This is a genomic window from Ancylobacter sp. (genome assembly GCF_965229075.1).
Lineage (GTDB): Bacteria > Pseudomonadota > Alphaproteobacteria > Rhizobiales > Xanthobacteraceae > Ancylobacter.
In genome coordinates this window covers 1,903,311-1,925,406 of the sequence record NZ_CBDDIO010000002.1, presented here as the reverse complement: position 1 = coordinate 1,925,406, position 22,096 = coordinate 1,903,311, and the positions used below count along the sequence as shown (strand labels likewise).

The following is a 22,096-nucleotide window of genomic DNA, read 5'->3' as shown; positions in this document are numbered from 1 at the left end:
AGATCACCCCAATCCAGTGAGTGTCATGGACGATCTGCTCCGCGAATTCCTGACGGAAACCAGCGAAAGCCTCGACGTCGCCGACGGCGAACTTCTGAGGCTCGAAACCGACCCGAACAACCGGGACATCCTCAACAACATCTTCCGCCTCGTGCACACCATCAAGGGCACGTGCGGCTTCATCGGCCTGGCGCGGCTGGCACGGCTCGCCCATGCCGCCGAGACGCTGATGGATGAGTTCCGCAACGGCCGGCCGGTGAAGTCGGGCGCAGTGGACCTGATCCTGCGCACCATCGACCGGATCAAGCTGATCCTGGCCGAGATCGAGCGCACCGACGGCGTCGAGCCTCCGGGCGCGGACGAGGATCTGATCACGGCGCTGGAAGCGGAAGCCGCGCAGGAAAGCGTCGAGGAAGAGGTGGTCGCCCCGCCGCTCGCCGCCGCCATGCCGGCGCCGGTGGAGACCGTCTCCGCCGCCGGCACGCTGGAGCGCGAACTGCTGCCGGGCGAAGTGCCGCTGGACGAGCTGGAGCGCATGTTCCGCGAGACGGCGGTGGAAGCCCGCCCCAAGGCGGTCGCTGCTGCGGTTCCCGCCCCGAAGGCCGCCGAGGGCGAGCCGGCCGCGGCCGGACATGACCCGGCGGCGGCGGCGGCGCAGACCATCCGCGTCAACGTTTCCGTGCTCGAACATCTGATGACGATGGTGTCCGAGCTGGTGCTGACCCGCAACCAGCTGATGGAAATCAGCCGCCGCAACGAGGACAGCGAGTATAAGAGCCCGCTGCAGCGGCTCTCCACCGTGACCGGCGAATTGCAGGAAGCGGTGATGCGCACCCGCATGCAGCCGATCGGCAATGCCTGGCAGAAGCTGCCGCGCATCGTGCGCGACCTCGCGCATGAACTCGGCAAGCATATCGAGCTGGAACAGCACGGCGCCGAGACCGAACTCGACCGGCAGCTGCTCGACCAGATCAAGGACCCGCTCACCCATATGGTGCGCAACTCCGCCGATCACGGTCTGGAGATGCCCGCCGCGCGGCGTGCCGCCGGCAAGCCGGAGAAGGGCACGATCCGCCTCGCCGCCTATCACGAGGGCGGCCATGTCATCGTCGAGATCGCCGATGACGGGCGCGGGCTCGACGTCAGCCGCATCAAGGCGAAGGCGGTCGAGAACGGCCTGTGCTCGGAGGCCGATGCCGCGCGCATGACCGATGCGCAGGCCTTCCGCTTCATCTTCCAGGCCGGCTTCTCCACCGCCCAGCAGGTCACCAGCGTGTCCGGCCGCGGCGTCGGCATGGATGTGGTGCGCTGCAATATCGAAGCGATCGGCGGCACGGTCGATGTGCGCTCCAAGCGCGGTGAGGGCACGACCTTCACCATCAAGATCCCGCTGACGCTGGCCATCGTCCCGGCGCTGATCGTCGAGTCGACCGGCGAGCGCTTCGCCCTGCCGCAGACCTCGGTGGTCGAGCTGGTGCGGGTGCGCGGCGACAGCGAGCATTCGCTGAGCTTCATCAAGCACGCCCATGTGCTGCGCCTGCGCGATCGGTTGCTGCCGATCCTCGATCTCGGCACGGTGATGGGCCTGTCCTGCCATTGGGGCGAGCGCCCCGAAGGCGAGCTGATCGTGGTGATGCAGGTCGGCAGCCAGCGCTTCGGCGTGGTGGTCGACAGCGTCTCGCACACCGAGGAAATCGTGGTGAAGCCGCTCGCCTCGGTGCTGCGCGGCATCTCCCTGGTCTCGGGCAGCACCATTCTCGGCGACGGGCGCGTCATCATGATCATCGATCCCAACGGCCTGTCCCAGCTCGCCGCCGCCCGCTCGGACAAGACCGGCGAAGCGACCAAGAGCGAGGCGGATGCCGCCAAGACCGGCGATACCAACCGGATGTCGCTGCTGCTGTGCCGCGCCGGCGCGGAAGGGCTCAAGGCGGTGCCGCTCGCCCTCGTCACCCGGCTCGAAGAACTCGACGCTGAGGATGTGGAGCGCCTGTCGGATCGCTGCGTCGCGCAGTATCGTGGCACGCTCATCCCGATCCTCTACGCCAATGACGAAGTGGAGCGGAAGACCTCCGGCAAGCAGCCGCTGCTCATCTTCTCGGAAGGCGAGCGGACCATGGGCCTCGTCGTCGACCAGATCGTCGACATCGTCGAGACCGCCTTCGAGCTCAAGCTGTCCTCGACCTCTCCGGACATCATGGGCGGAGCGATCATCAACGGCACCGCGACCGAGGTGCTGGATGTCGCCCATTTCGTGCAGCGCGCCTTCGGCGAGAGCTTCGACATTCCCGTCGGGCATGGCCATGAGCGCAATGGCCGGCTGCTGCTGGTGGACGACAACGCCTTCCATCGCGCCATGCTGGAACCGGTGCTGAAGGGCAACGGCTATGCCGTGACCACCTGCACCTCCGCCAGCGAGGCGCTGGAGAAGCTCTCCGGCGACGCCCGCTTCGACGCGGTGGTCAGCGAGGTCGATCTGCGTGGCCTCGACGGCATCGGCTTCGCCGAGCGCGTGCGCAGCGTGCTGCACATGCAGAACCTGCCGATCATCGCCATCGCCACCGGCGGCGACCCGGATTCCATCGAACGCGGCCGGATGGCCGGTTTCACCGATTATGTCGCGAAGTTCGACCGCAACGGCCTCCTCGCCGCCCTGCGCGAATTCGCGGTCCACGAGGATGAGGAGAAGGCGGCATGAGCACGGCAGCTGCCAATGTGGAAGGGCGCAGCGACGCCCATCAATATGTGACGGTCCGCGTCGGCGGACAGCTCTTCGGCCTGCCGATCTCCTCGGTGAACGAGGTGTTCGTCCCCGACCGCATCACCCCGGTGCCGCTCGCTTCGCGCGAGATCGACGGGGTGCTGAACCTGCGCGGCCGCATCGTCACCATGATCGACATGCGCCGCCTGCTCGGCCTGTCGGACGGCACCCTCGCCCGCATGGCGGTGGGCATCGAGCGCACGGGCGAGGCGTTCGCCCTGCTCATCGACGGGGTCGGGGACGTGCTGCTGCTCGACCCCAGCACCTATGAGAGCAACCCGCCCAATCTCGAAGAAGAGTGGACGCAGTTCGCCGAGGGCGTCCATCGCCTGGAGACGGAACTGCTCGTGGTGCTCGATGTCGAGCGTGTGCTCGCCACCGTCGGTGGCGTGCGCAGCGCGGCATGAGGGAACGGAGCCGGGAACGAAGCCGATGAAGACGTTTCTTGTCGTTGACGACTCCAGTGTGGTGCGCAAGGTCGCGCGGCGGATGCTGGAAGAATGGTCGTTCGAGGTCGATGAGGCCGAGAACGGCGCCGTCGCGCTCGTGCGCTGCCGCCGGCAGATGCCGGACGGCATCCTGCTCGACTGGAACATGCCGGAGCTCACCGGCGTCGAATTCCTGGAGCAGCTGCGCAGTGAGGCCGGCGGCACCGCGCCGCGCGTGGTGTTCTGCAGCACCAATAACGATGCCTCCCACATCGCCTCCGCCCTCTCGGCCGGCGCGGACGAGTACATCATGAAGCCGTTCGACGCGGACATTCTGCGGGAGAAGCTTGTCGAGGTCGGTCTGCTGGAGGAAGAGCCCACATGACGCTCGCACGCCCCCCGGGCACGCCTGCCGCGCCGGCGCAGGCGCAGCCTTCCGGTCCGCCGATCAAGGTGATGATCGTCGACGATTCGGTGTTCATGCGCGGCATCCTCAGCAAGTGGCTCGGCGAATCCGGCGAGTTCACCGTGGTCGGCACCCATCCCAATGGCCGCCGCGCCGCCGACGATGTCCAGAGCTCGCAGCCCGACGTGGTCATTCTCGATCTCGAAATGCCCGACATGGACGGCCTTACCGCCCTGCCGCTCATCCTTGAGCGCAAGCCCAACACGGCAGTGCTGGTCGCCTCGGCGCTGAGCCGTCGCGGCGCAGAGGTCAGCCTGCGCGCGCTCACCCTCGGCGCGGCGGACTACCTGCCCAAGCCCGATAGTGCGCGTGGCCCGGTGGCGGCGGAGGAATTCCGCGCCGAGCTTCTGGCCAAGGCCCGCAGCCTCGGCCAGCGCGTGCGCCGCCGCTCCATGCCCCGCCCGCCGGTCGGCTCGCCCGCGGCCGGCACGCCCGCGGCCGGCACGCCCACGACGACCCCGGCCGCCGCCCCGTTACGGATCAGCGGCCTTCCGAAGACGGACGGCAAGCTGCGCGCCTATTCGCGCATGCCGCCGGCCCTCCTCGCCATCGGCAGCTCTACGGGCGGGCCGCAGGCGCTGACCAAGCTCTTCGCCGATATCGGTCCCTTCATCGGCCGCGTGCCGGTGCTGGTGGTGCAGCACATGCCGCCCACCTTCACCGCCATCCTCGCCGAGCACATCGCCCGCGCCTCGGGCCGTCGCTGCGCCGAAGGGCGCGACGGCGAAGACCTCGTCGCCGGCCAGATCTATGTCGCGCCGGGTGGCCTGCACATGGATGTGGTGCAGAGCGGCGGCGTAAGCCGGATCCGCCTGATGGACACCGCGCCGGTCAACTTCTGCAAGCCGGCCGTCGACCCGATGTTCGAATCGGTCGCCGGCATCTATGGCGCCGCGGCGCTGAGCGTCGTGCTCACCGGCATGGGCAGCGACGGCGCGCGCGGCGCGCTGAAGATCGCCGATCTCGGGGGCAGCGTCATCGCCCAGGACGAAGAAAGCAGCGTGGTCTGGGGCATGCCCGGCGCCACGGCGGCGATCGGCGCCTGCGCCGGCATTCTGCCGCTGGTGGAGATCGGCCCACGGGTCAACCGGCTGCTCACGGGAGGCCGCGAATGATCGCGCCCGTCGAATTCGACTTCCTCCGTCGCTTCCTCAAGGAAAAATCCGGCCTCGCCCTCTCCGACGACAAGCACTATCTGCTGGAGACGCGGCTCGATCCGGTCATGCGGAAGGCCTCGATCCCCAATGTGACCCAGCTTGTCGCTGCCCTGCGCGAGCGCGGCACCTCCCCGCTCGCCGAGGCGGTGATCGAGGCGATGACGACAAACGAGTCGCTGTTCTTCCGCGACAAGCGGCCCTTCGAACAGCTCGCCTCGCTGATCCTGCCGGGCATCGTCTCGCGCCGCCCGCCGGGCCAGCCGCTGCGTATCTGGTGCGCCGCGGCCTCGACCGGGCAGGAGCCCTATTCCATCGCCATGCTGCTGCGCGACAATGAGCGGCTGCTCGGTGGAAGGCGGGTGGAGATCATCGCCACCGATCTCTCCGGCGAGGTGATCGACCGGGCGAAGGAGGGTCTCTACACCCAGTTCGAGGTGCAGCGCGGCCTGCCGGTGCAGTATCTGCTTAAGTGCTTCAACCAGGAGGGCGACATGTGGCGGATCAATGCCGACATACGCTCCATGGTCCGCTTCTCCCGGCTGAACCTGCTGCAACCCTTCGGCCATCTCGGGCAGTTCGACATCGTGTTCTGTCGCAACGTGCTGATCTATTTCGACACGCCGACGAAAAGCGACGTGCTCAGCCGCATTGCCAGCGTCATGGCACCGGACGCCTATCTCGTACTCGGCGGCGCCGAGAGCGTGCTCGGCCTGTCCACCGAGTTGGTGCCCGGCAGCCAGCACGGCTTCTACATCCGCAAGAACTGATCAGGCTCCGGCCATCGCGGCGTCCCCGGCCCTGCCAGGGAAGGACGACGCGCGCCCGGACCGGGCAGGACAGGCAAGCCGCACACAAGGAAGCCGCCACCGCGGGCGGCTTCCCATCAACGCGGGCGCAGCCTCACAGCAGCGATTTGCGCAGCAGCATGTGCACGCCCTTATTGCCGTCGACCATCTGCGTCACCCGCAGATTTCCCGCCAGCGAGCACAGCATATAGGCCTGGTTGCGCGAGAGATTGGTGCGCTCGCACACATGCTTGACCATCTCGCGCGTCGCCTGCTTGGCAGCGTCGTCGAGGTCCTCGTCGAGGCCGATCGACATCAGATGCGTCGCGCTCTCGGCGAAGGGCCAGTCGAGCGCCATATCCTTGCGCACGGTGAGGCGGAACGTGCCGGTGACGCCGGTTTCCAGCGCGGTGATGCACACCTCGCCATCGCCCTGCACGCCGTGGCCGTCGCCGGCGAAGAACAGCGCGCCCTCGTTGAAGACCGGCAGATAGAGCGTGGTGCCGGCGCGCAGCTCCTTATTGTCCATATTGCCACCAAAGGCGCGCGGCACCGGCGAGCCGCAACGCCCCCAGGCCGGCGGCGGGGCGGTAGCGATGATGCCGAAGAAGGGGTCGAGCGGAATCTCGGTGCCCCAGGGCATGATGCAGACATTCTTGGCGTGGTCGACCACCGGGTGGATGGTCTCGTAATCGGTGAACTCGTCCGGCAGCGTGCCGAGCAGCGGCAGGATGGAGACGAAGCCCCAATCCTGGCGCACCTTCACGTCGAGAATGTCGACCTGCAGCGCGTCGCCGGGCTTGGCGTCCTTCACATAGATCGGGCCGGTGATGAAATGCGGCCCCGGCCCCTGCGGCAGCGTGTCGAGCGCCAGCCGGTAATCCTCCGGCACCGGCAGGGTCTCGGGCAGCGTCTCCTTGCCGCCGGCGGGGAAGGAATGCAGCGTGACCACATCCCCCGAGGCGACTTCGAGCACGGGCGGGGTCTGGCTGTCGAGATAGCCCCAGACCATGTTTTCCGGCGTGGCCGGGATTTCAAAGCGGCGCGACATGGGGAACTCCTGATGCGAGGCGCGAGCGCGTGTCAGACGGCAATGAAGCGGGTGAGATGGGCGCGGCTCATCGCCTCGGCGCGGCCGCTCTCCACCACGGCCCCGCGCGAGAGGATGAGGAAAGCGTCGGCGGTCTCTATGGCGAAGTCGAGATATTGCTCGACCAGCAGGATGGAGAGCCGGCCCTTCAGCGCGCGCAGCACCTCGCCGATGGCGGCGACGATATTGGGCTGGATGCCCTCGGTCGGCTCGTCGAGGATCAGCAGGCGCGGGCGCGTGACGAGGGCGCGGGCAATGGCAAGCTGCTGCTGCTGCCCGCCCGACAGCGCGCCGCCGGGGCGCTTCCACATCTCGGCCAGCACCGGGAACAGGCTCACCGCCTCCTCCATCGCCGCCGTGCCATAGGTGCCGTGGGCGCGGGCGGCGGCCTCGATGTTCTCGCCCACCGTCAGCTCCGAGAAGATCTCGCGGCCCTGCGGCACATAGGCGATGCCGGCGCGGGAGCGGCGGTTAGGCGACCAGCCGGTGATATCCGCGCCGTCGAGCAGCACCCGCCCCGCGCTCGGCGCGATAAGCCCCATCACGCATTTGAGCAGCGTGGTCTTGCCGGCGCCGTTGCGGCCGAGAACGGCCAGGCATTCGCCCGGCGCGATCTCAAGCCCCACCTGCCGCAGCACCTGCGAGGAGCCGTAATGCTGGTCGAGTGCCTCGATACGGAACTGCATGCTCAGCGCCCCAGATAGACCTCGATGACGCCGGCATCGGCGCGGACCTTGTCCATCGGCCCTTCGAACAAGGTGCGGCCCTCATGCAGCACGGTGACGCGGTCGGCGATGCGTTCGACGAAATCCATGTCGTGCTCGACCACGATGATGGCGCGGTCCGGCCGGTTGAGCCGTCGCACCAGCTGCGCCGTGCGCTCGGTCTCCTCATCGGTGAGGCCGGCGACTGGCTCGTCCAGCATCAGCACCTTGGGATCGGAGGCCAGCACCATGCCGATTTCCAGCCATTGCTTCTGGCCATGGCTGAGCTGGCCGGCAAGGTGTGTGGCGTGCCCGGCGAGGCCGACCGTCTCCAGCACCTCGCCGACGCGGTCCTCCAGCGCCGGCACGTCGAGGGCGCGGCGGAAGCCGGCATCGGCGCCGATGGCGATGTGCTGGCGCACGCTCAGCCCCTCGAACACGCTGGGCTTCTGGAACTTGCGGCGGATGCCGGCGCGGGCGATGGCGGAGTCGCTGGCCTGCGTCAGGTCGAACGCGCCGTCGAACAGCACCCGGCCCTCCTTCGGCCGGGTGATGCCGGAGATGACATCGAGCAGCGTGGTCTTGCCCGCGCCATTAGGGCCGATTACCGCGCGCACCTCGCCATAATCGATGGCGAGCGACAGCGCGTCGATGGCGCGGAAACTGCCGAAGCGCACGGTGAGCCCATCGACAAGGAGAGCGGTGACCGCCATCAGCGCCCCTCCTCCAGCGCGGCCGCCGCGCGGCGCGGCCCGAAGGGGCGGGCGAGTTTGAACGTCGCCAGATCCATCAAGCCATTGGGGAAGACCAGCACGACGAGCACGATCAGGCCGGAGAGGATGAACGGCCAGATGTCCGGCGCGGCGAAGGACAGCCAGAACTTCACCGCATTGACCAACAGCGCGCCGATCACCGCGCCGACGAGATGGCCGCGCCCGCCGATCGCCACCCAGACGGCGATTTCCAGCGACAGTTCCGGCGAGAGCACGCGCGGATTGATGATGCCGACCTGCGGCACATAGAGCATGCCGGCTAGCATGGCGATCAGCGCCGAGAGGCACCACACCCCGAGCTTGAGCCGCAGCGTCTCATAGCCCAGCGTACGCAGCCGGGTCTCGTCGTCGCGCGTCGCCAGCATCAGCGCGCCGAAACGGCTGCCGACGAGCAGGCGGCAGCCGACCAGCACGCCGGCCAGCACCAGGAGCGAGGCGATGGCGAGCGCGGTGATCATGCCGCTCGTGCCCATCGGCCAACCGAACAGCACGGCAAAGCCGGTCATGCCGTTATTGCCGCCGAAGCCAGTGTCGTTGCGGAACATCAGCAGCATGGCGACATAGACCAGCGCCTGGGTGATGATGGCGAAGTACACCCCGCCCACCCGCGAGCGGAACGAGACATAGCCGAAGATGCCGGCGATCAGCCCGGTGACCGCCACGGCGGCGAACAGCGCATAGGGAAAGAACTCGAACCCGGCCCAGTAGAAGGGGAAGTCCTTCCAGCCCATGAACTGCAGGAAGTCCGGCACCGTGCCCGTCACCACGAAGGAGTGCTTGAGCAGGTACATGGCCATGACATAGCCGCCAATGGCGAAGAACAGGCCATGGCCGAGCGACAAGATGCCGAGATAGCCCCAGATGAGGTCGAGCGCGAGCGCCAGCACGGCGAAGGCGGCGAGCTGGCCGATGGCGTTGGCGAGGTAGCGCGACAGCGCGAATGGCGTGCCGGCGAGCAGCCCCATCGCCAACGCCACGGCGACCAGCGCCAGAACCAGCGCGAGGAAGGGACGGTCCTTGGACAGCGGCCTCATTTGCGGCGCCCCTTCACGGCGAACAACCCTTCCGGCCGCCATTGCAGGAAGCCGATGATCATCAGCAGCACGATCACCTTGGCCGCCACCGCCCCCCACAGCGGTTCGATCAGCACATTGATCTGGCCGATGCCGAGCGCGGCCACCACCGTGCCGGCGATGGTGCCGACCCCGCCGAGCACCACCACCATGAAGGCGTCGATGATGAAGTTCTGGCCCATTTGCGGGTTCACCGAATAGATCGGCGACAAAGCGAGGCCCGCCAGCCCGGCAAGGCCGGAGCCGAGGCCGAAGGCCATCATGTCGACGCGGCGAGTGGGAATGCCGATGCAAGCGGCCATGTCGCGGTTCTGCGTCACCGCGCGAATGTTGAGGCCGAGCGGCGTCTTGCGCACCACCGCCCAGGTCAGCGCCAGCGTCACCACGGCGAAGGCAATCGCGAACATGCGGTTCCAGGTGAAGATGAAGTCGCCGATCACGGGCACGCCGCCGGTGACATAGAACGGCGTCTCGAATTGCAGGTTCTGCGTGCCGAACAGCACGCGCACCAGGTTCATCAGGAACAGGCTCACCGCCCAGGTGGCGAGCAGGCTCATCAGCGGGCGCTTGTAGAGATGGCGCAGCAGGCTCGCTTCCAGCGCGATGCCGATGGCAGCGGTGACGAGGAAGGCGACGGGGATGGCGAGCACGAGATACCAGTCGAGCAGGCCGGGCGCGAGGCTGCGCAGCCCCTGCTGCACCAGCCAGGTGACATAGGCGCCGATCATGATCAGCTCGCCCTGCGCGAGGTTGATCACCCCCATCAGCCCGAAGATGATGGCGAGGCCGATCGCGGCCATGAACAGGATGGAGGCGAAGCTCACGCCATTATAGAGCGTCGCCAACGCATCCCCCAGCGCTATGCCGCGCTCGACCTTGGCGATGCCTGTCTCCACCGCCTGCCGGAACGCCGCGTCCGAGGCATAGGCGGCGTCGTTCTTCAACCCGGTGAGCTGGGTCAGCGTGCGGCGGTTCGGGTTCTCGGCCAGGCGGGCGATGGCGGAGAGGCGCAGCACGGGATCGGCGGCATTGAGCGCGGCGCTCTGGGCGAGGTTTTCGATCTGCGCCTTCAGCCCGGCGTCGGTCTCGGCCTGCGCGGCACCCTCCAACAGGCCCGCCGGGATCAGCGCCGGCCGCCGCTCCAGTATTTTCAGCGCCGCCGCCCTCTGGCCAGCGCTTGGAGCCATGCGCAGCGTGAAGGCGGCGTCGGCGAGTTCATAGACCGGGCGGTTCTTCAGGCTCAGCAGCGGCGTGCGCGGCGTGCCCTGTGCGGCGCGCGACGCGCCGGTGACGGCATCGACCCCACCAGTCGTCAGCACGGCACCGGCCTCGTCGCAGGCGAGCGTGCGGTCGATGGCGGCACGCGGCAGCGGCGCCGCCCAGGCGCGGTCAGCCGTGTCGCCGCTGGCGGCGAGAGCGGCCAGCGCCGTGCCCGCCTCGCCCATCGCCCCGGCATCGCCGCACATTTTGGCGATCAGCGCGGCGCGGTCGAGCGGCGCAGCCTGCGCCGCGACGGGCAGGACCGAAACCAAGCCGGCAAAGACAAGCCAGAACCAGTGTTTCATGCGGAAACTCGAGACGGCCGCCCTCCTGCGAGGGCAGCCGTTTCTTCGGTCGGGAGGGACGGGACGGCACTCAGCCATAGGGGCTGAACGGCACGGGCTTCGGCGTGTCCTTGGACTGCCAGAGAATGTCGAAGCCCTGCTTGTCGTTGACCGAGCCGATGAACACGCCGCGGGCGACATAGTTGTTCTCGCCCGTCATCGAGATCTTGTAGCCCGAGGGGCAGTCGAAGGTGAGGCCGGCGAAGGCCTTGGAGACTTCCGGCACGTCGAAGGAACCGGCCTTTGCCGCCGCCATCGCCCACAGATGCACCGAGTCATAGGCCGACACCATCGGGTCGATGGAGACATCGGGGCTGAAGGGCACGTTCTTGGCCTTCACATAGCCCGCCCAGTTCTTCAGGAACGCCTCATTGGCCGGGCCCTTGGCGTTCTGCAGATAGGCCCAGCAATTGAGGTGGCCGACCAGCTTGGAGGTGTCGAGGCCTTCGAGATCGGCCTCCACCATGTCGAGGCCGAGCACCGGAATATCGGTGGCGAGAATGCCCTGATTGGCGAATTCGCGCATGAAATCCGGGATCGAATTGCCGACCACGGTGAGGATCACCACCGGCTGGCCGCCGCCCTCATCGGCGAAGGCGCGGATCTGGTTGACCAGCGTCTGGAAGTTGGAGAAGCCGAAGGGGACATATTCCTCCTTCCACGCGCTCTCCTTGATGCCCTTGGATTTGAAATAGCCCTTGAGCTGCTTGTTGATGGTGCGCGGCCACACATAATCCGAGCCGAGCATGAAGAAGCGCTTGGCGGAGACGCCCTCGTCGCCCATCAGATAGTCCACCGCCGGCAACACCGAGCTGGCCGGGGGCGAGTTCACATAGACGACGTTCTTGGAGTTCTCGTCACCCTCGAAATGCAGGGGGTAGTAGAGCAGCCCGTTCTCCTGCTCCACCACCGGCAGGACGGTCTTGCGCGACACCGAGGTCCAGCAGCCGAACAGCGCCGCGACCTTCTCCTGCTGCAGCATCTGCTTGGCGGACTGGGCGTAGAGCGGCCAGTCGGAGGCGGGATCGGACACCAGCACTTCGATGGTGGAGCCGTTGACGCCGCCCTTGGCGTTGATCTCGTCGGCCGCCATCTTCACCACATAGTTCAGCCGGCCCTCCAGATTGGCCATGGTGCCGGAGGAGGAGAACAGGCAGCCGAGTTTCACCGGACCGGCGGCACGGGCGCTGCGCAGATAGGCCGGCATGGCGAGGGGAGAGGCGAGGCCGGCGGCCGCAACGCCACTCGCCTGCAGGAAGGAACGCCGCGAGAACTTGACCATGGGACGGACACCTCGATGAGCGGAAGATGCCGCGAATTCTGTTGAACCCCCGTCCCGGCGCAACTTCATATAATGTTCAGCCCTGCCCAATGGCGCGGCACCGGGCCGGTCCTCGCGCCGTTTCTGGCAGAATTGCCACTAGCCGGCGCGCGCCTCTCGGCGCCCGCCGCCGCACGTGCCGGGGCGGCAACCGCCCGCGTTCGCCCACGCCGCCAAGCACCCGGGCCCAGCGGTGACGCGGCGCAGGATTTCGGTCGCCGCGCGGGGCGAGACGCGTTACTGTGCTCATATTAAGCGCATGCTTATCTGATGTGCGGCTGACGGCCGCCACGTCAGATGACCGGCTTGGGGTGTGGGGACAGGTTCGACCGTTCGATCCGTCAACAGTCATGAGGACGATCCGATGCGACGTTCGCAGTTCACCGAAAGCGAGATCATCCACCTGATCCAGGAGGCGAATGCCGGCGTGCCGGTGGATGAGATCTGCCGCACCGCCCAGGTCTCGCTGCGCACCTTCTACCGCTGGCGCCGCCGCTTTGGCGGGCTGAGCGCGCCGGCGGTGATGCAGATGAAGGAACTGGAAGCGGAGAACCGCCGGCTGCGGGCGCTGGTGTCGAACCTGTCGCAGCAGTTGCACGAGCCCCCGCGCAGCGAACCGCCCGGCGAGCGGCCGCGCCGGCCCGGACGCCTTCCCTTGCCGGCCGGCGCCATGCCGCCGCACCGCGCTTCGATGCTGGCGGCGGAGCGCTGCGGCGGCGCAGTGGTCGGCCGCTTTGCCTCGGTGCGTGTCACCCGCTGAGGCGCTGCCGCTTGTTTAGGCGCGCCAAATGGCAAAACTGACAGAATGATCCGGGCCGCGCGGCGGAAATAATCATTCCGCCGACTGCGTGTGCGCGGCAAGGCCGCGAATGCTGCGACAGCATCTCCTCTCCGCCCCTCTGGGTGGCGCAGCCAATACATGCCGCCCCTCGCGGCAGATTACTGCGCTCTATTTGCGCTTGCGCCACGCGGCACCCGGTCTTTTCCTTTCCACCGAGGCTCATGCGGCATTCAGCACGGTGGAGAGCAACCCATGTCCCGGATTACAACCGACGGCTTCAATCGTCGCGGCTTCCTCAAGACCTCGGCCCTGATCGGCGGCGGCCTGATCGCCGCGCCCTATCTCGGCGGGCGCGCCAGCGCCGCGGCGCTGAAGACGGTGAATTTCAGCGAGGCGGTGCATAACCTCGGCTACATCAATCTCTATGTCGGCATGCATTCCGGCATCTTCGAGAAGAACGGCCTCGACATGAAGGTCTCCGCCGCCGGCGGCGACACCCAGACCTTCGCCGCCGTGCTCGGCGGTTCCGCCGATTTCGCCATTGGCGACGCGACCATGGCGCAGATCTCGCGCGAGAATGGCGGCCCCGGCGTGGTGGTTGGCACGGTGGTGCAGCGCGCGCATTATTTCGGCGTGTCGAAGACCATGGAGCCCTTCACCGACCCGATGGCGCTGAAGGGCAAGAAGGTGGTCACCTCGCCCGAGCCCAACACCAATTATTCCGTCACCAAGCGCATGGTGGAAAAAGCCGGCATGAAGCTCGGCACCGATGTCACCATCGTGCCGGTCAATCCCGGCACCGAGATCGGCGCCATGCTCGCCGGCCAGGCCGATATGGCAGTGGCCTATCAGCCGAGCGTCGCCGCCGCCGAGGCGCAGGGCTCCAAGGTGGTGTTCGACTTCTCCAACTATATCGGCCCGTTCTGCAACACCGGCATCATGGTGCTGCCCTCCACCATCGCCAAGGACCCGGCCATGGTGCAGGCGCTGGTGACCTCCTTCGAGGAAGCCTCGCGCAAGACCTATGCCGACCCCGCCTTCGCCAAGAAAGTGGCGCGGCTCGAATTCCCCGATCTGCCGGGGGACGTGGTCGACAAGGCGATCGACGCCGAGCTGCAATATCTCATCCCGGCGCAGTCGGTGATCACCAAGCCGGACCAGTGGGCCAATCTGATGGACATGCAGCTCTATCTCGGCAACATCAAGGGCACGGTGAAGTTCGACGAGATCATCGACAATTCCTTCGCCGAGAAAGCCATCAAGCAGCTCGGGTGAGCGCGGTGGCTCCCCCCGCCATCGCGGGAGGGGCGGCCGCGCCGGCTGGCGCGCCGCCTCTCGTCGTCGAGCACGTGGCCAAGAGCTACGACGCGGACGGGCGCATCGTGCCCGTCATCGGCGATCTGTCGCTGAACCTGAACGAGGGCGAGATCGTCGCCATTGTCGGCCCTTCCGGCTGCGGCAAGACCACGCTGCTCAACACCCTGTGCGGGCTCATCTCCGCCGATGCCGGGCGCATACGCTGGCACGGGCGGGAGATTTCCGGCCAGCCCGCCGGCGTCGGCTACATGCTGCAGAAGGATCTGCTGCTGCCCTGGCGCACCGCGCTGCGCAACGTCATGCTCGGGCTGGAAATACGCGGCGTGCCGCTGTCCGACGCCGAGGAGCGCAGCCATGTGGTGCTCGACAAGCTCGGCCTGCACGGCTTTGCCGAGCATTATCCCACCACCTTGTCCGGCGGCATGCGCCAGCGCGTGGCGCTCGCGCGGACCCTCGTCAACGAGCCGGACGTGCTGCTGCTGGACGAGCCCTTCGCCGCGCTCGATTTCCAGACCAAGCTCTTGATCGAGAGCGACACCGCCCGGCTGGTGCGCGAAAGCCGCCGCTCGGTGCTGCTCATCACCCATGACATCGAGGAGGCGGTCTCCATCGCCGACCGCGTCATCGTGCTGTCCAAGCGGCCGACCCGGGTGAAGGCGGTGTATAACATCTCCCTCGACAGCGACCGCACCGACATGATCGCCGCCCGCGAGAGCCCCGGATTCGTCGATTATGTCCGGCGCATCTGGGCCGATCTCGACGTGGCGCGGAATTAGGAGGAGCGGCATGGACGCATCCGCCCGCTTCATCCCCACCGATACCCGCGAGACGGACGACCGCGCGGCGGCGCGCCTCGCCGCCCACCGGCGCGCCCGCCGGCGCGCCACGGCGCTGGTGCTCCTCAGCCAGATTGCCCTGCTCGCCGCCTTCATCGCCTTCTGGGAGTACATGACCGCCTTCGACCGGCAGGCGGCCTTCATGTTCGGCTCGCCCTCGGCCATCGCCGGCTTTCTCATGACCATGGCCAGCGACGGCAGCCTGTGGCGCGACACCTATGTCACCGGCGTCGAGACGCTGCTGGGCTTTGCCGTCGGCAATGTCATCGGCACGCTGATCGGCCTGTCGCTGTGGTATTCGCGCTTCGTCTCCCGCGTCATCCAGCCCTTCGTCATCGCGCTCGGCTCGATCCCTATCATCGCGCTGGCGCCGATCATCATCATCTGGTTCGGCACCGGGCTGATGTCGAAGATCGCCATGTCGACGCTCTCGGTGGTGATCGTGGCGCTGGTCACCTCCTATAAGGGCGCCATCGGGGTCGATGAGGACCAGATCAACCTGATGCGCACGCTCGGCGCCTCGAAATTCCAGATCTTCCGCAAGCTGGTGGTGCCGGCCTCGCTCACCGACATTTTCGCCGGGCTCAAGCTCACCGTCGGCTTCGCGCTGATCGGCGCCATTGTCGGCGAGTTCATGTCGTCCTCGGAAGGGCTCGGCCACGCCATCTTCAAGGCCGGCTCGCTCTACATCATCCCGAAAGTGTTCGCCGCGCTGGTCGCCACCATCGCGCTTGCCCTTCTCCTCACCTTCATCGTCGGCAAGGTGGAAAAGCTGCTCATGCCCTGGCGCCGCCTCGGCTGAACCGCCCCCCCCTGCCCCCCAGTGCCCAACGGAGTGACCATGACCCAGCGTGTCGCCAAAGAAGGCAACATCAAATACGCCCTGTCCGCCGCCGATGCCTTCATCGCCCGCGTCGCGCCCGGCGAGACCTTCGTGGTCGAGTGCGCCATCAACGCCAATGACGGCACGATCCGTCATGTCGGCCAGCAATTGACCGAGGCCGACGTGACCCTGCCCTTCGTCAATGGCGCCACCGGGCCGATCGAGGTCGCCGGCGCCAAGCCGGGCGACATGCTGGTGCTGGAGATCGTGAAGATGGAGGTCGACACGCTCGGCTTCACCGCGCTGTGGCCCGGCATCGGCATGTTCCCGGACTGGGTGCGGCAGAAGGAATTCGGCCTGCGCACCCATGTGGTGGAGATCAAGGACGGTCTCGTTCACTGGAGCGACAAGGTGAAGTTGCCGGTGCGGCCGATGATCGGCGTCGCCGGCGTCGCCCCGGTCCATGGTGCGGTGCTAACCGTCGACAACGGCACCCATGGCGGCAATCTCGACGTGCAGGAAATCACGGCCGGCAACAAGGTGATGTTCCGCGTCAACCATGACGGCGCCCATCTCTTCCTCGGCGACTGCCACGCGCTGCAGGGCGATGGCGAGGCCAATGGCATGGGCGCCATCGAGGTGGCGGCGACGCTTACCGTGCGGGTGACGCTGGAGACGGCCCCGGCGCGACTCACCCATCCCCGCATCGAGACGCCGACGCATATCTGTACGCTCGGCTGCGCCCGCCCGCTGGAGGACGCGATGCGCACCGCCTTCCAGGAGATGATCTACTGGCTGGAGGACGACTACGGCATCCCGGCGCCGGAGGGCTATATGCTGCTCGGCCAGATCGCCGAGGCCCGCTGCACCCAGGTGGTGAACCCGAAATACACCTATATCTGCAAGCTCGACAAAGCGATCCTCGCTCAGTTCGCGGCGTGATCGGGCGCGGCGGCGGCTGTCACCGCCAGCCGCCGCGTTTGGCACACGCGCGCTAGCGCGCCGTCCAGCCTCCATCGACACGCAGGCTGTCGCCGGTGATGAAGCGCGCCCCCGGCGACACGAGGAACAGGATGCCCTCCGCGATGTCCTCGGGCGTCGGCAGTTCGTTCATCGGCACCATGTCGTAAACGAAGCGCCGGAATTCCGCGTCCTCGAACATGCCATGGGTCATCGGCGTCATCACGAAGGTCGGCGCGATCGCGACGACCCGGATGCCGCGCGGGGCGAGTTCCACCGCCATCGCCTTGGTCAGCCCCTCCACCGCATGCTTGGTCATGCAATAGACGGTGCGCTTGGGCGAGCCGACATGGCCCATCTGCGAGGACATGTTGACGATGACACCCCCTTGGCCCATCGCCCGCGCCGCGGCCCGCGCCACCCGGTAGACCGAGCGGATGTTGAGGTCGATCATCCAGTCGAGCGTCTCGTCATCGACATCGACCATCAGCTTGGGACGATTGCCGCCCGCATTGTTGACGAGAATGTCGAGATCGCGCATCGCCTCGATCCGCGCGAGCAAGGCCGCATCGCGCACATCCGCGGCCCAAGCTTCAATGCGTCCGCCGCCTTCCTGCGCGAGTTCGTCGAGATCGGCCTGGGTGCGGGCCACCGCGATCACCTTGGCCCCCGCTTTCGCCAGGGCGAGCGCCGTCGCCCGCCCGATGCCGCGGCCGGCGCCGGTGACCAGGGCCGTCTTGCCCTCAAGAAGCATGGTTCAGCGCTCCTCGATATCCGCGACGAGACCGGCCGCCTCGATGCCGGCGACCGCGCAGAATTCGTCGACATCCGAGGTATCGCCACTGATGCCGACCGCGCCGATGATCGGTCCGTCCACACCGGCGCGCACCAGCACGCCGCCGGGCACCGGCACCATCCGGCCATCGGTCGCCGCGGCGAGCGCGGTGAAGAAGCCGGGTGTCTTTGCCGCCCGCACCGACAGGCCCCGCGAGGAAATGCCCATGCCGAGGGCGCCCCAGGCCTTGCCGAAGGCGATGTCGAACCGCGCGATCCCGCTGCCGTCCTCGCGGCGCACCAGCTTCACATGACCGCCGGCGTCGAGAACCACCACGGTCAGTGGCTTGGCGCTGCGCCGCCGGCCGTCCTCCAGGGCGACACGGCCGATCACATCGGCATGAGCCAGAGTGAGATTACCCATGTCACTCTCCCTTGTCGTGCGGCGCGGTCATGCCCTTGAGCACGGCGAACAGCGAGGCGGTGTCCTGCTTGCCGCGCCCCTCCGCCAGCGCCGCGTAATAGAAGGGCAGGCTCGCCGCCATCAGCGGAGTAGGCGTGCGCATCTCGCGGGCGAAGTCCATGATGAGCTGCAAATCCTTGATGTAGATGTCCATCTTCATCGTCGCCGGTTCGTAGCGGTTCTCGATCATCATGGGCGCGCGCACGTCGAACATGCGCGAGCCGCCGGCCCCGGGACGGATGGCGTCATAGACAAGGTTGAGATCGAGGCCCGCGCGCTCGGCGAGCAGCAATGCTTCGGCGGTCGATAGATTGTGGATCGTGACCAGCAGGTTGGCGATGTATTTCAGCTTCATTCCGGTGCCGAAACTGCCGCAATAGCGGACGTCTCGGGCGAAGGCGCCGAAGGACGCTTCAACCTTCCGGAAGGCGGCCTCGTCGCCGCTGGCATAGATGGACAGGTCGCGTCGGGCCGCCTGCGCGCCGGTGCCGCTCACCGGGCAATCGAGCACATCGGCGCCCTTCGCCGCCAGCGCGGCGCGGCACGCCTCCTTCGCCTCGATCGGCAGGGTGCCCATCTCGCAGGCCACCGCTCCGGGTCGAATGGCGTCGGCGATCTCGGCTGTCACCGTCTCCAGCGCCTTCACCGAGGGCAGGGCGAGCAGGAGAATATCGGCACCCGCCGCCACCTGCCCGGCCGAGCCGACCGGCTGTCCGCCCTGCTGTGCCAGCGCCGTCCTCGCGTCTTCGGCGACATCGGTACCGATCACCCTAAAGCCGTCGGCCAGCAGGTTGGCGGCATACGCCGAACCCATGATGCCGAGACCGATGATGCCAACGGTCCCTTTGGTCTCGCTCGTCACGCGTCTCACTCCGCCGCTTGTCGGGAAATGTCGAGAAAATCGGCGACCGCCCGGTTGAAGCCGGCCACGTCTTCCATGTTGGCGATATGGGCGGCGGCCGGCAGCATGTCGAACCGCCCGCGCGGCGTTTCCGCCGCCATCTGACGCATCGCGTCGGCCGGCGCGGCGCCATCCTCGGCACCGACGAGGTAGAGCGTCGGCGGCGCCATGTGCTTGAGATGGCGCAGATAATCGAGCCCCTTCAGAGCGTTGGCGCAGCCGATATAGCCAACCGGCGAGGTCGACAGCACCATGCGTGCCGCGCGATCGACGACTTCCGGCCGCGTTTCGCGCGTCGCGGCGGTGAACCAGCGCTCCAGGGTGCCCGAAAGGATCGCCGCCATGCCGCCGGCTTCCACCGCCGCGATCCGCTGATCCCAGCCCGCCACAAAGGCCGGCGGCGCATCGGCGCGCGCATCGGCACAGATCAGCCGGCCGACGCGCTCGGGATAGCGCAGGCCAAGCCCCAGCGCCGTCATGCCCCCCATCGACAGACCGAGAATATCCGCCTGTTCGATGCCGAAATGGTCCATGACCACGACGAGATCGCCGACGAGAATGTCGAAGCTGTAGGGCCCGGCCGGCGCCGAACTCTTCCCGTGGCCGCGGGTGTCGTAGCGCAATACGCGGTAGCTGCGGGTGAGGAACGGGATCTGGTCGTCCCACATGGTGAGATCGGCGGCGAGCGAGTTCGACAGCACAATCCAGGGCAGATGCTCCGCTCCATCGATACGTACGGCGATCTCGGCGTCGCCGGAGGTGACGAAGTCGGTCGTCATGGGCGGCTCCTCTCCAATTGTTGTTACCGAGGCGTTTGCCGCCTCCGGTCCGGGTGAACGCTAACGACCTCCCCGTCGGGCTCGAAACCATGAGTTCTGATCCCGCCGATCATCAATGCTGATCGTCGGCGACTTTGGCTTCGGCTCACGGTGAGCGATTGACAAGACCGTCACGCCGACCTGATATTTATCGGACGATAAACAAATCGCACAAGGTTGGAAAGCCCGGACGTGAACGGTCTCGCCGAAGAAACCGATCCGCGTGCCCTGACTGCCACCCGGCCGGCGCCAGCTCTTGCGGCCGGAATAAGAAATCAGAAAAGAGAGGAAACCAATGGACATCAATGTCGGTCTTGCCGCCATCGAAGAGGCCTCCCGCAAGCTCTCCAACTGGGGGCGCTGGGGCAAAGACGATCACAGCGGCACGCTTAATCACGTCACGCCGCAGGACATCGTCGACGCCGCCGGGCTCATCAAAACCGGCCGGGTGTTCTCGCTCGGCATCCCGCTCGACCGCGAAGGGCCGCAGAACGGCCTGTTCGGCGGACGCTTCAATCCGATCCACCAGATGCTCGCCACCGGCACCGATGCCATCACCGGCCAGCAGGACTGGAACAAGATCCGCTATGCCGACGACACGCTGAATCTGTGCGTGCAGGGCGCCACCCATTGGGATGCGCTCGGCCACATCTTCTATGAGGACAAGGCCTATAACGGCCACGATCCCCGTCACATCAATGCGCGCGGTCTCAACGTCCTCGGCATCGAGCACTCCAAGTCGAAGATGAACGGGCGCGGCGTGCTGCTCGACATCGCCCGTTTCCGCGGTGTCGACTGGCTGCAGGACGGCGAATCCATCTCGAATGACGAACTCGACGCCTGCGCCAGAAAGCAGGGCGTCGACATCCGCCGGGCCGATTTCGTCATCGTCCGCACCGGCCAAATGGAACGCTGCCTCGCCGAGGGCGAATGGGGCGGCTATGCCGGGGGCGATGCGCCGGGCGTGAAGTTCGAGAATTGCTACTGGTGCCACGACAAGGAGATCGCGGCGATCTGCTCCGACACCTGGGGCGTCGAGGTGCGGCCGAACGAGACCACCGAGGCCAACCAGCCCTGGCACTGGGTGGTGATCCCCGCCATGGGGCTGTGCATGGGCGAGATCTTTTATGTCAAGGAACTCGCCGAGGACTGCGCCAAGGACGGCATCTATGAGTTCTTCTTCTGCGGCCCGCCGCTGATCATCACCGGCGGCACCGGCTCGCCGATCAATCCGCAGGCGATCAAGTAGCGCCGCCGCATCGGCCGATATCGCAGGGCGGCCCAGACCCGTGCCGTCCCCTCGCTGCTCGCATCACTGGAGCCGATCATGGCTGCCGCCCGCAAGGTCATCGTTACCTGCGCCTGCACCGGCGCGATCCACACGCCTTCCATGTCGCCGCATCTGCCGATCACGCCGGACGAGATCATCGCCGACGCCATCGGCGCCGCCGAAGCCGGTGCCGCGATCCTGCATCTTCACGCCCGCAACCCGGAGACCGGCAAGCCGGACCAAACCCCCGAGGCGTTCGGCCGCTTCCTGCCGCAGCTCAAGCAGCGCACCTCCGCCGCCATCAACATTACCACGGGCGGCAGCCCCTATATGAAGGTGGAAGAGCGTGTGCTGCCGGCGGCGCACTTCAAGCCGGAGGTCGCCTCGCTCAATATGGGGTCGATCAATTTCGGCCTGTACCACCTGCTCGACCGCTACAAGGACTTCAAGTTCGAGTGGGAGCGCCAGCACCTGGAAGCGACGCGGGATCTGGTTTTCCGCAATTCCTTCAAGGACATCGAGTACATACTCCAGACCTGCTACGGCAATGGCACGCGCTTCGAGTTCGAGTGCTACGACATCGCCCATCTCTACAATCTCAAGCACTTCCTCGATCGCGGCCTGGTCAAGCCGCCGCTCTTCGTGCAGTCGGTGTTCGGCATTCTCGGCGGCATCGGCACGCATCCCGAAGACATCATCCACATGAAGCGCACGGCAGACCGGCTGTTCGGCGACCAGTATCGCTGGTCGGTGCTCGGCGCCGGGGCCTCGCAGCTTCGGGTCGCCGCCATGGCCGCCTCGATGGGGGCCAATGTCCGCGTCGGACTGGAGGATTCGCTTTGGCTCGGGCCGGGCGAACTCGCACCCTCCAGCGCCGCGCAGGTGCGCAAGGCGCGGCAGATCCTCGAAGGCATGGGTCTCGAACTCGCCACGCCCGAAGAGGCCCGCGACATGCTCGCGCTCAAGGGCGCGGACCAGGTGGATTTCTAGA

General features: G+C 67.0%; 22 protein-coding genes. 12 read left to right on the top strand and 10 right to left on the bottom strand.

Going from position 1 to position 22,096, the window contains the following annotated elements; translation table 11 throughout:
- The first annotated feature begins 25 nt into the window (after positions 1-25).
- The 5 genes from ACO07Z_RS15030 to ACO07Z_RS15010 are packed head-to-tail and all read left to right on the top strand — an operon-like array spanning position 26 to position 5,579.
- Positions 26-2,698, top strand: a complete 2,673-nt coding sequence (locus ACO07Z_RS15030) for a chemotaxis protein CheW (RefSeq protein ID WP_421699439.1) — start codon at positions 26-28, stop codon at positions 2,696-2,698.
- Positions 2,695-3,168 (top strand): chemotaxis protein CheW, encoded by a 474-nt coding sequence (locus ACO07Z_RS15025; protein WP_244450412.1) that lies wholly within the window; start codon positions 2,695-2,697, stop codon positions 3,166-3,168. The genes ACO07Z_RS15030 and ACO07Z_RS15025 overlap by 4 nt, the downstream gene beginning before the upstream one ends.
- 25 nt (positions 3,169-3,193) lie before the next feature.
- Positions 3,194-3,574, top strand: a complete 381-nt coding sequence (locus tag ACO07Z_RS15020; protein WP_307021810.1) for a response regulator — start codon at positions 3,194-3,196, stop codon at positions 3,572-3,574.
- Positions 3,571-4,770, top strand: a complete 1,200-nt coding sequence (locus ACO07Z_RS15015; protein ID WP_421699438.1) for a protein-glutamate methylesterase/protein-glutamine glutaminase — start codon at positions 3,571-3,573, stop codon at positions 4,768-4,770. The genes ACO07Z_RS15020 and ACO07Z_RS15015 overlap by 4 nt, the downstream gene beginning before the upstream one ends.
- A complete protein-coding gene (locus tag ACO07Z_RS15010) occupies positions 4,767-5,579 on the top strand; it encodes a CheR family methyltransferase (protein ID WP_421699437.1) in 813 nt (270 codons plus the stop codon). Before ACO07Z_RS15015 ends, ACO07Z_RS15010 begins: the two co-directional genes overlap by 4 nt.
- Before the next feature lie 133 nt (positions 5,580-5,712).
- Here ACO07Z_RS15010 and ACO07Z_RS15005 read toward each other — a convergent pair whose 3' ends face one another.
- From ACO07Z_RS15005 to ACO07Z_RS14980, 6 genes are all read right to left on the bottom strand, one after another.
- Positions 5,713-6,648 carry an acetamidase/formamidase family protein gene (locus tag ACO07Z_RS15005; protein WP_421699436.1) on the bottom strand — a complete coding sequence of 312 codons (936 nt, stop codon included), beginning with the start codon at positions 6,646-6,648 and terminating at the stop codon, positions 5,713-5,715.
- Positions 6,649-6,680: 32 nt separating this feature from the next.
- The gene (gene urtE / locus ACO07Z_RS15000) at positions 6,681-7,373 is read right to left on the bottom strand and encodes an urea ABC transporter ATP-binding subunit UrtE (protein ID WP_244450407.1); all 693 of its coding nucleotides are present in this window, start codon (positions 7,371-7,373) and stop codon (positions 6,681-6,683) included.
- Between the two features lie 2 nt (positions 7,374-7,375).
- Entirely contained in the window at positions 7,376-8,104 is a 729-nt protein-coding gene (gene urtD / locus ACO07Z_RS14995) for an urea ABC transporter ATP-binding protein UrtD (RefSeq protein ID WP_421699435.1), read from the bottom strand.
- A complete protein-coding gene (gene urtC, locus ACO07Z_RS14990; protein WP_421699434.1) occupies positions 8,104-9,198 on the bottom strand; it encodes an urea ABC transporter permease subunit UrtC in 1,095 nt (364 codons plus the stop codon). Before urtC ends, urtD begins: the two co-directional genes overlap by 1 nt.
- Entirely contained in the window at positions 9,195-10,802 is a 1,608-nt protein-coding gene (urtB, locus tag ACO07Z_RS14985) for an urea ABC transporter permease subunit UrtB (RefSeq protein WP_421699433.1), read from the bottom strand. The genes urtC and urtB overlap by 4 nt, the downstream gene beginning before the upstream one ends.
- Positions 10,803-10,872: 70 nt before the next feature.
- Positions 10,873-12,123, bottom strand: coding sequence for a transporter substrate-binding protein (locus ACO07Z_RS14980; protein WP_421699432.1), 1,251 nt, complete (start codon positions 12,121-12,123; stop codon positions 10,873-10,875).
- Between the two features lie 403 nt (positions 12,124-12,526).
- Here ACO07Z_RS14980 and ACO07Z_RS14975 point away from each other — a divergent pair, with 403 nt between their 5' ends.
- From ACO07Z_RS14975 to ACO07Z_RS14955, 5 genes are all read left to right on the top strand, one after another.
- On the top strand, positions 12,527-12,922 hold the full coding sequence (locus ACO07Z_RS14975; protein ID WP_421699431.1) for a transposase: 396 nt from the start codon (positions 12,527-12,529) through the stop codon (positions 12,920-12,922).
- 273 nt (positions 12,923-13,195) lie between these two features.
- A complete protein-coding gene (locus ACO07Z_RS14970) occupies positions 13,196-14,218 on the top strand; it encodes an ABC transporter substrate-binding protein (protein WP_421699430.1) in 1,023 nt (340 codons plus the stop codon).
- Positions 14,215-15,036: an ABC transporter ATP-binding protein gene (locus ACO07Z_RS14965; RefSeq protein WP_421699429.1), complete on the top strand. Its 822-nt coding sequence runs from the start codon at positions 14,215-14,217 to the stop codon at positions 15,034-15,036. The genes ACO07Z_RS14970 and ACO07Z_RS14965 overlap by 4 nt, the downstream gene beginning before the upstream one ends.
- A 10-nt stretch (positions 15,037-15,046) precedes the next feature.
- Positions 15,047-15,898 (top strand): ABC transporter permease, encoded by an 852-nt coding sequence (locus ACO07Z_RS14960; protein WP_421699428.1) that lies wholly within the window; start codon positions 15,047-15,049, stop codon positions 15,896-15,898.
- A 39-nt stretch (positions 15,899-15,937) separates the two neighbouring features.
- Positions 15,938-16,861: an acetamidase/formamidase family protein gene (locus ACO07Z_RS14955; protein WP_421699427.1), complete on the top strand. Its 924-nt coding sequence runs from the start codon at positions 15,938-15,940 to the stop codon at positions 16,859-16,861.
- Between the two features lie 52 nt (positions 16,862-16,913).
- On the opposite strand, the gene ACO07Z_RS14950 is transcribed toward ACO07Z_RS14955, so the two are convergent.
- The 4 genes from ACO07Z_RS14950 to ACO07Z_RS14935 are packed head-to-tail and all read right to left on the bottom strand — an operon-like array spanning position 16,914 to position 19,796.
- Positions 16,914-17,633 (bottom strand): SDR family NAD(P)-dependent oxidoreductase, encoded by a 720-nt coding sequence (locus ACO07Z_RS14950; protein WP_421699426.1) that lies wholly within the window; start codon positions 17,631-17,633, stop codon positions 16,914-16,916.
- Between the two features lie 3 nt (positions 17,634-17,636).
- Entirely contained in the window at positions 17,637-18,077 is a 441-nt protein-coding gene (locus ACO07Z_RS14945) for a GlcG/HbpS family heme-binding protein (RefSeq protein WP_421699425.1), read from the bottom strand.
- 1 nt (position 18,078) lies between these two features.
- Positions 18,079-18,978, bottom strand: coding sequence for an NAD(P)-dependent oxidoreductase (locus ACO07Z_RS14940; RefSeq protein ID WP_421699424.1), 900 nt, complete (start codon positions 18,976-18,978; stop codon positions 18,079-18,081).
- Positions 18,979-18,983: 5 nt separating this feature from the next.
- A complete protein-coding gene (locus tag ACO07Z_RS14935) occupies positions 18,984-19,796 on the bottom strand; it encodes an alpha/beta fold hydrolase (RefSeq protein WP_421699423.1) in 813 nt (270 codons plus the stop codon).
- Positions 19,797-20,130: 334 nt separating this feature from the next.
- Here ACO07Z_RS14935 and ACO07Z_RS14930 point away from each other — a divergent pair, with 334 nt between their 5' ends.
- Positions 20,131-21,084, top strand: coding sequence for a cyclase family protein (locus tag ACO07Z_RS14930; RefSeq protein ID WP_421699422.1), 954 nt, complete (start codon positions 20,131-20,133; stop codon positions 21,082-21,084).
- 78 nt (positions 21,085-21,162) lie between these two features.
- Positions 21,163-22,095, top strand: coding sequence for a 3-keto-5-aminohexanoate cleavage protein (locus ACO07Z_RS14925; RefSeq protein WP_421699421.1), 933 nt, complete (start codon positions 21,163-21,165; stop codon positions 22,093-22,095).
- The last annotated feature ends 1 nt before the right edge of the window (position 22,096 follow it).

What these genes read in the sequence shown, in the direction of transcription:
- ACO07Z_RS15030 (WP_421699439.1), top strand. Translation starts at nt 26, where the DNA reads ATGGACGATCTGCTCCGCGAATTCCTGACGGAAACCAGCGAAAGCCTC.
- ACO07Z_RS15025 (WP_244450412.1), top strand. Translation starts at nt 2,695, where the DNA reads ATGAGCACGGCAGCTGCCAATGTGGAAGGGCGCAGCGACGCCCATCAA.
- ACO07Z_RS15020 (WP_307021810.1), top strand. Translation starts at nt 3,194, where the DNA reads ATGAAGACGTTTCTTGTCGTTGACGACTCCAGTGTGGTGCGCAAGGTC.
- ACO07Z_RS15015 (WP_421699438.1), top strand. Translation starts at nt 3,571, where the DNA reads ATGACGCTCGCACGCCCCCCGGGCACGCCTGCCGCGCCGGCGCAGGCG.
- ACO07Z_RS15010 (WP_421699437.1), top strand. Translation starts at nt 4,767, where the DNA reads ATGATCGCGCCCGTCGAATTCGACTTCCTCCGTCGCTTCCTCAAGGAA.
- ACO07Z_RS15005 (WP_421699436.1), bottom strand. Translation starts at nt 6,648, where the DNA reads ATGTCGCGCCGCTTTGAAATCCCGGCCACGCCGGAAAACATGGTCTGG.
- urtE (WP_244450407.1), bottom strand. Translation starts at nt 7,373, where the DNA reads ATGCAGTTCCGTATCGAGGCACTCGACCAGCATTACGGCTCCTCGCAG.
- urtD (WP_421699435.1), bottom strand. Translation starts at nt 8,104, where the DNA reads ATGGCGGTCACCGCTCTCCTTGTCGATGGGCTCACCGTGCGCTTCGGC.
- urtC (WP_421699434.1), bottom strand. Translation starts at nt 9,198, where the DNA reads ATGAGGCCGCTGTCCAAGGACCGTCCCTTCCTCGCGCTGGTTCTGGCG.
- urtB (WP_421699433.1), bottom strand. Translation starts at nt 10,802, where the DNA reads ATGAAACACTGGTTCTGGCTTGTCTTTGCCGGCTTGGTTTCGGTCCTG.
- ACO07Z_RS14980 (WP_421699432.1), bottom strand. Translation starts at nt 12,123, where the DNA reads ATGGTCAAGTTCTCGCGGCGTTCCTTCCTGCAGGCGAGTGGCGTTGCG.
- ACO07Z_RS14975 (WP_421699431.1), top strand. Translation starts at nt 12,527, where the DNA reads ATGCGACGTTCGCAGTTCACCGAAAGCGAGATCATCCACCTGATCCAG.
- ACO07Z_RS14970 (WP_421699430.1), top strand. Translation starts at nt 13,196, where the DNA reads ATGTCCCGGATTACAACCGACGGCTTCAATCGTCGCGGCTTCCTCAAG.
- ACO07Z_RS14960 (WP_421699428.1), top strand. Translation starts at nt 15,047, where the DNA reads ATGGACGCATCCGCCCGCTTCATCCCCACCGATACCCGCGAGACGGAC.
- ACO07Z_RS14955 (WP_421699427.1), top strand. Translation starts at nt 15,938, where the DNA reads ATGACCCAGCGTGTCGCCAAAGAAGGCAACATCAAATACGCCCTGTCC.
- ACO07Z_RS14950 (WP_421699426.1), bottom strand. Translation starts at nt 17,633, where the DNA reads ATGCTTCTTGAGGGCAAGACGGCCCTGGTCACCGGCGCCGGCCGCGGC.
- ACO07Z_RS14945 (WP_421699425.1), bottom strand. Translation starts at nt 18,077, where the DNA reads ATGGGTAATCTCACTCTGGCTCATGCCGATGTGATCGGCCGTGTCGCC.
- ACO07Z_RS14935 (WP_421699423.1), bottom strand. Translation starts at nt 19,796, where the DNA reads ATGACGACCGACTTCGTCACCTCCGGCGACGCCGAGATCGCCGTACGT.
- ACO07Z_RS14930 (WP_421699422.1), top strand. Translation starts at nt 20,131, where the DNA reads ATGGACATCAATGTCGGTCTTGCCGCCATCGAAGAGGCCTCCCGCAAG.
- ACO07Z_RS14925 (WP_421699421.1), top strand. Translation starts at nt 21,163, where the DNA reads ATGGCTGCCGCCCGCAAGGTCATCGTTACCTGCGCCTGCACCGGCGCG.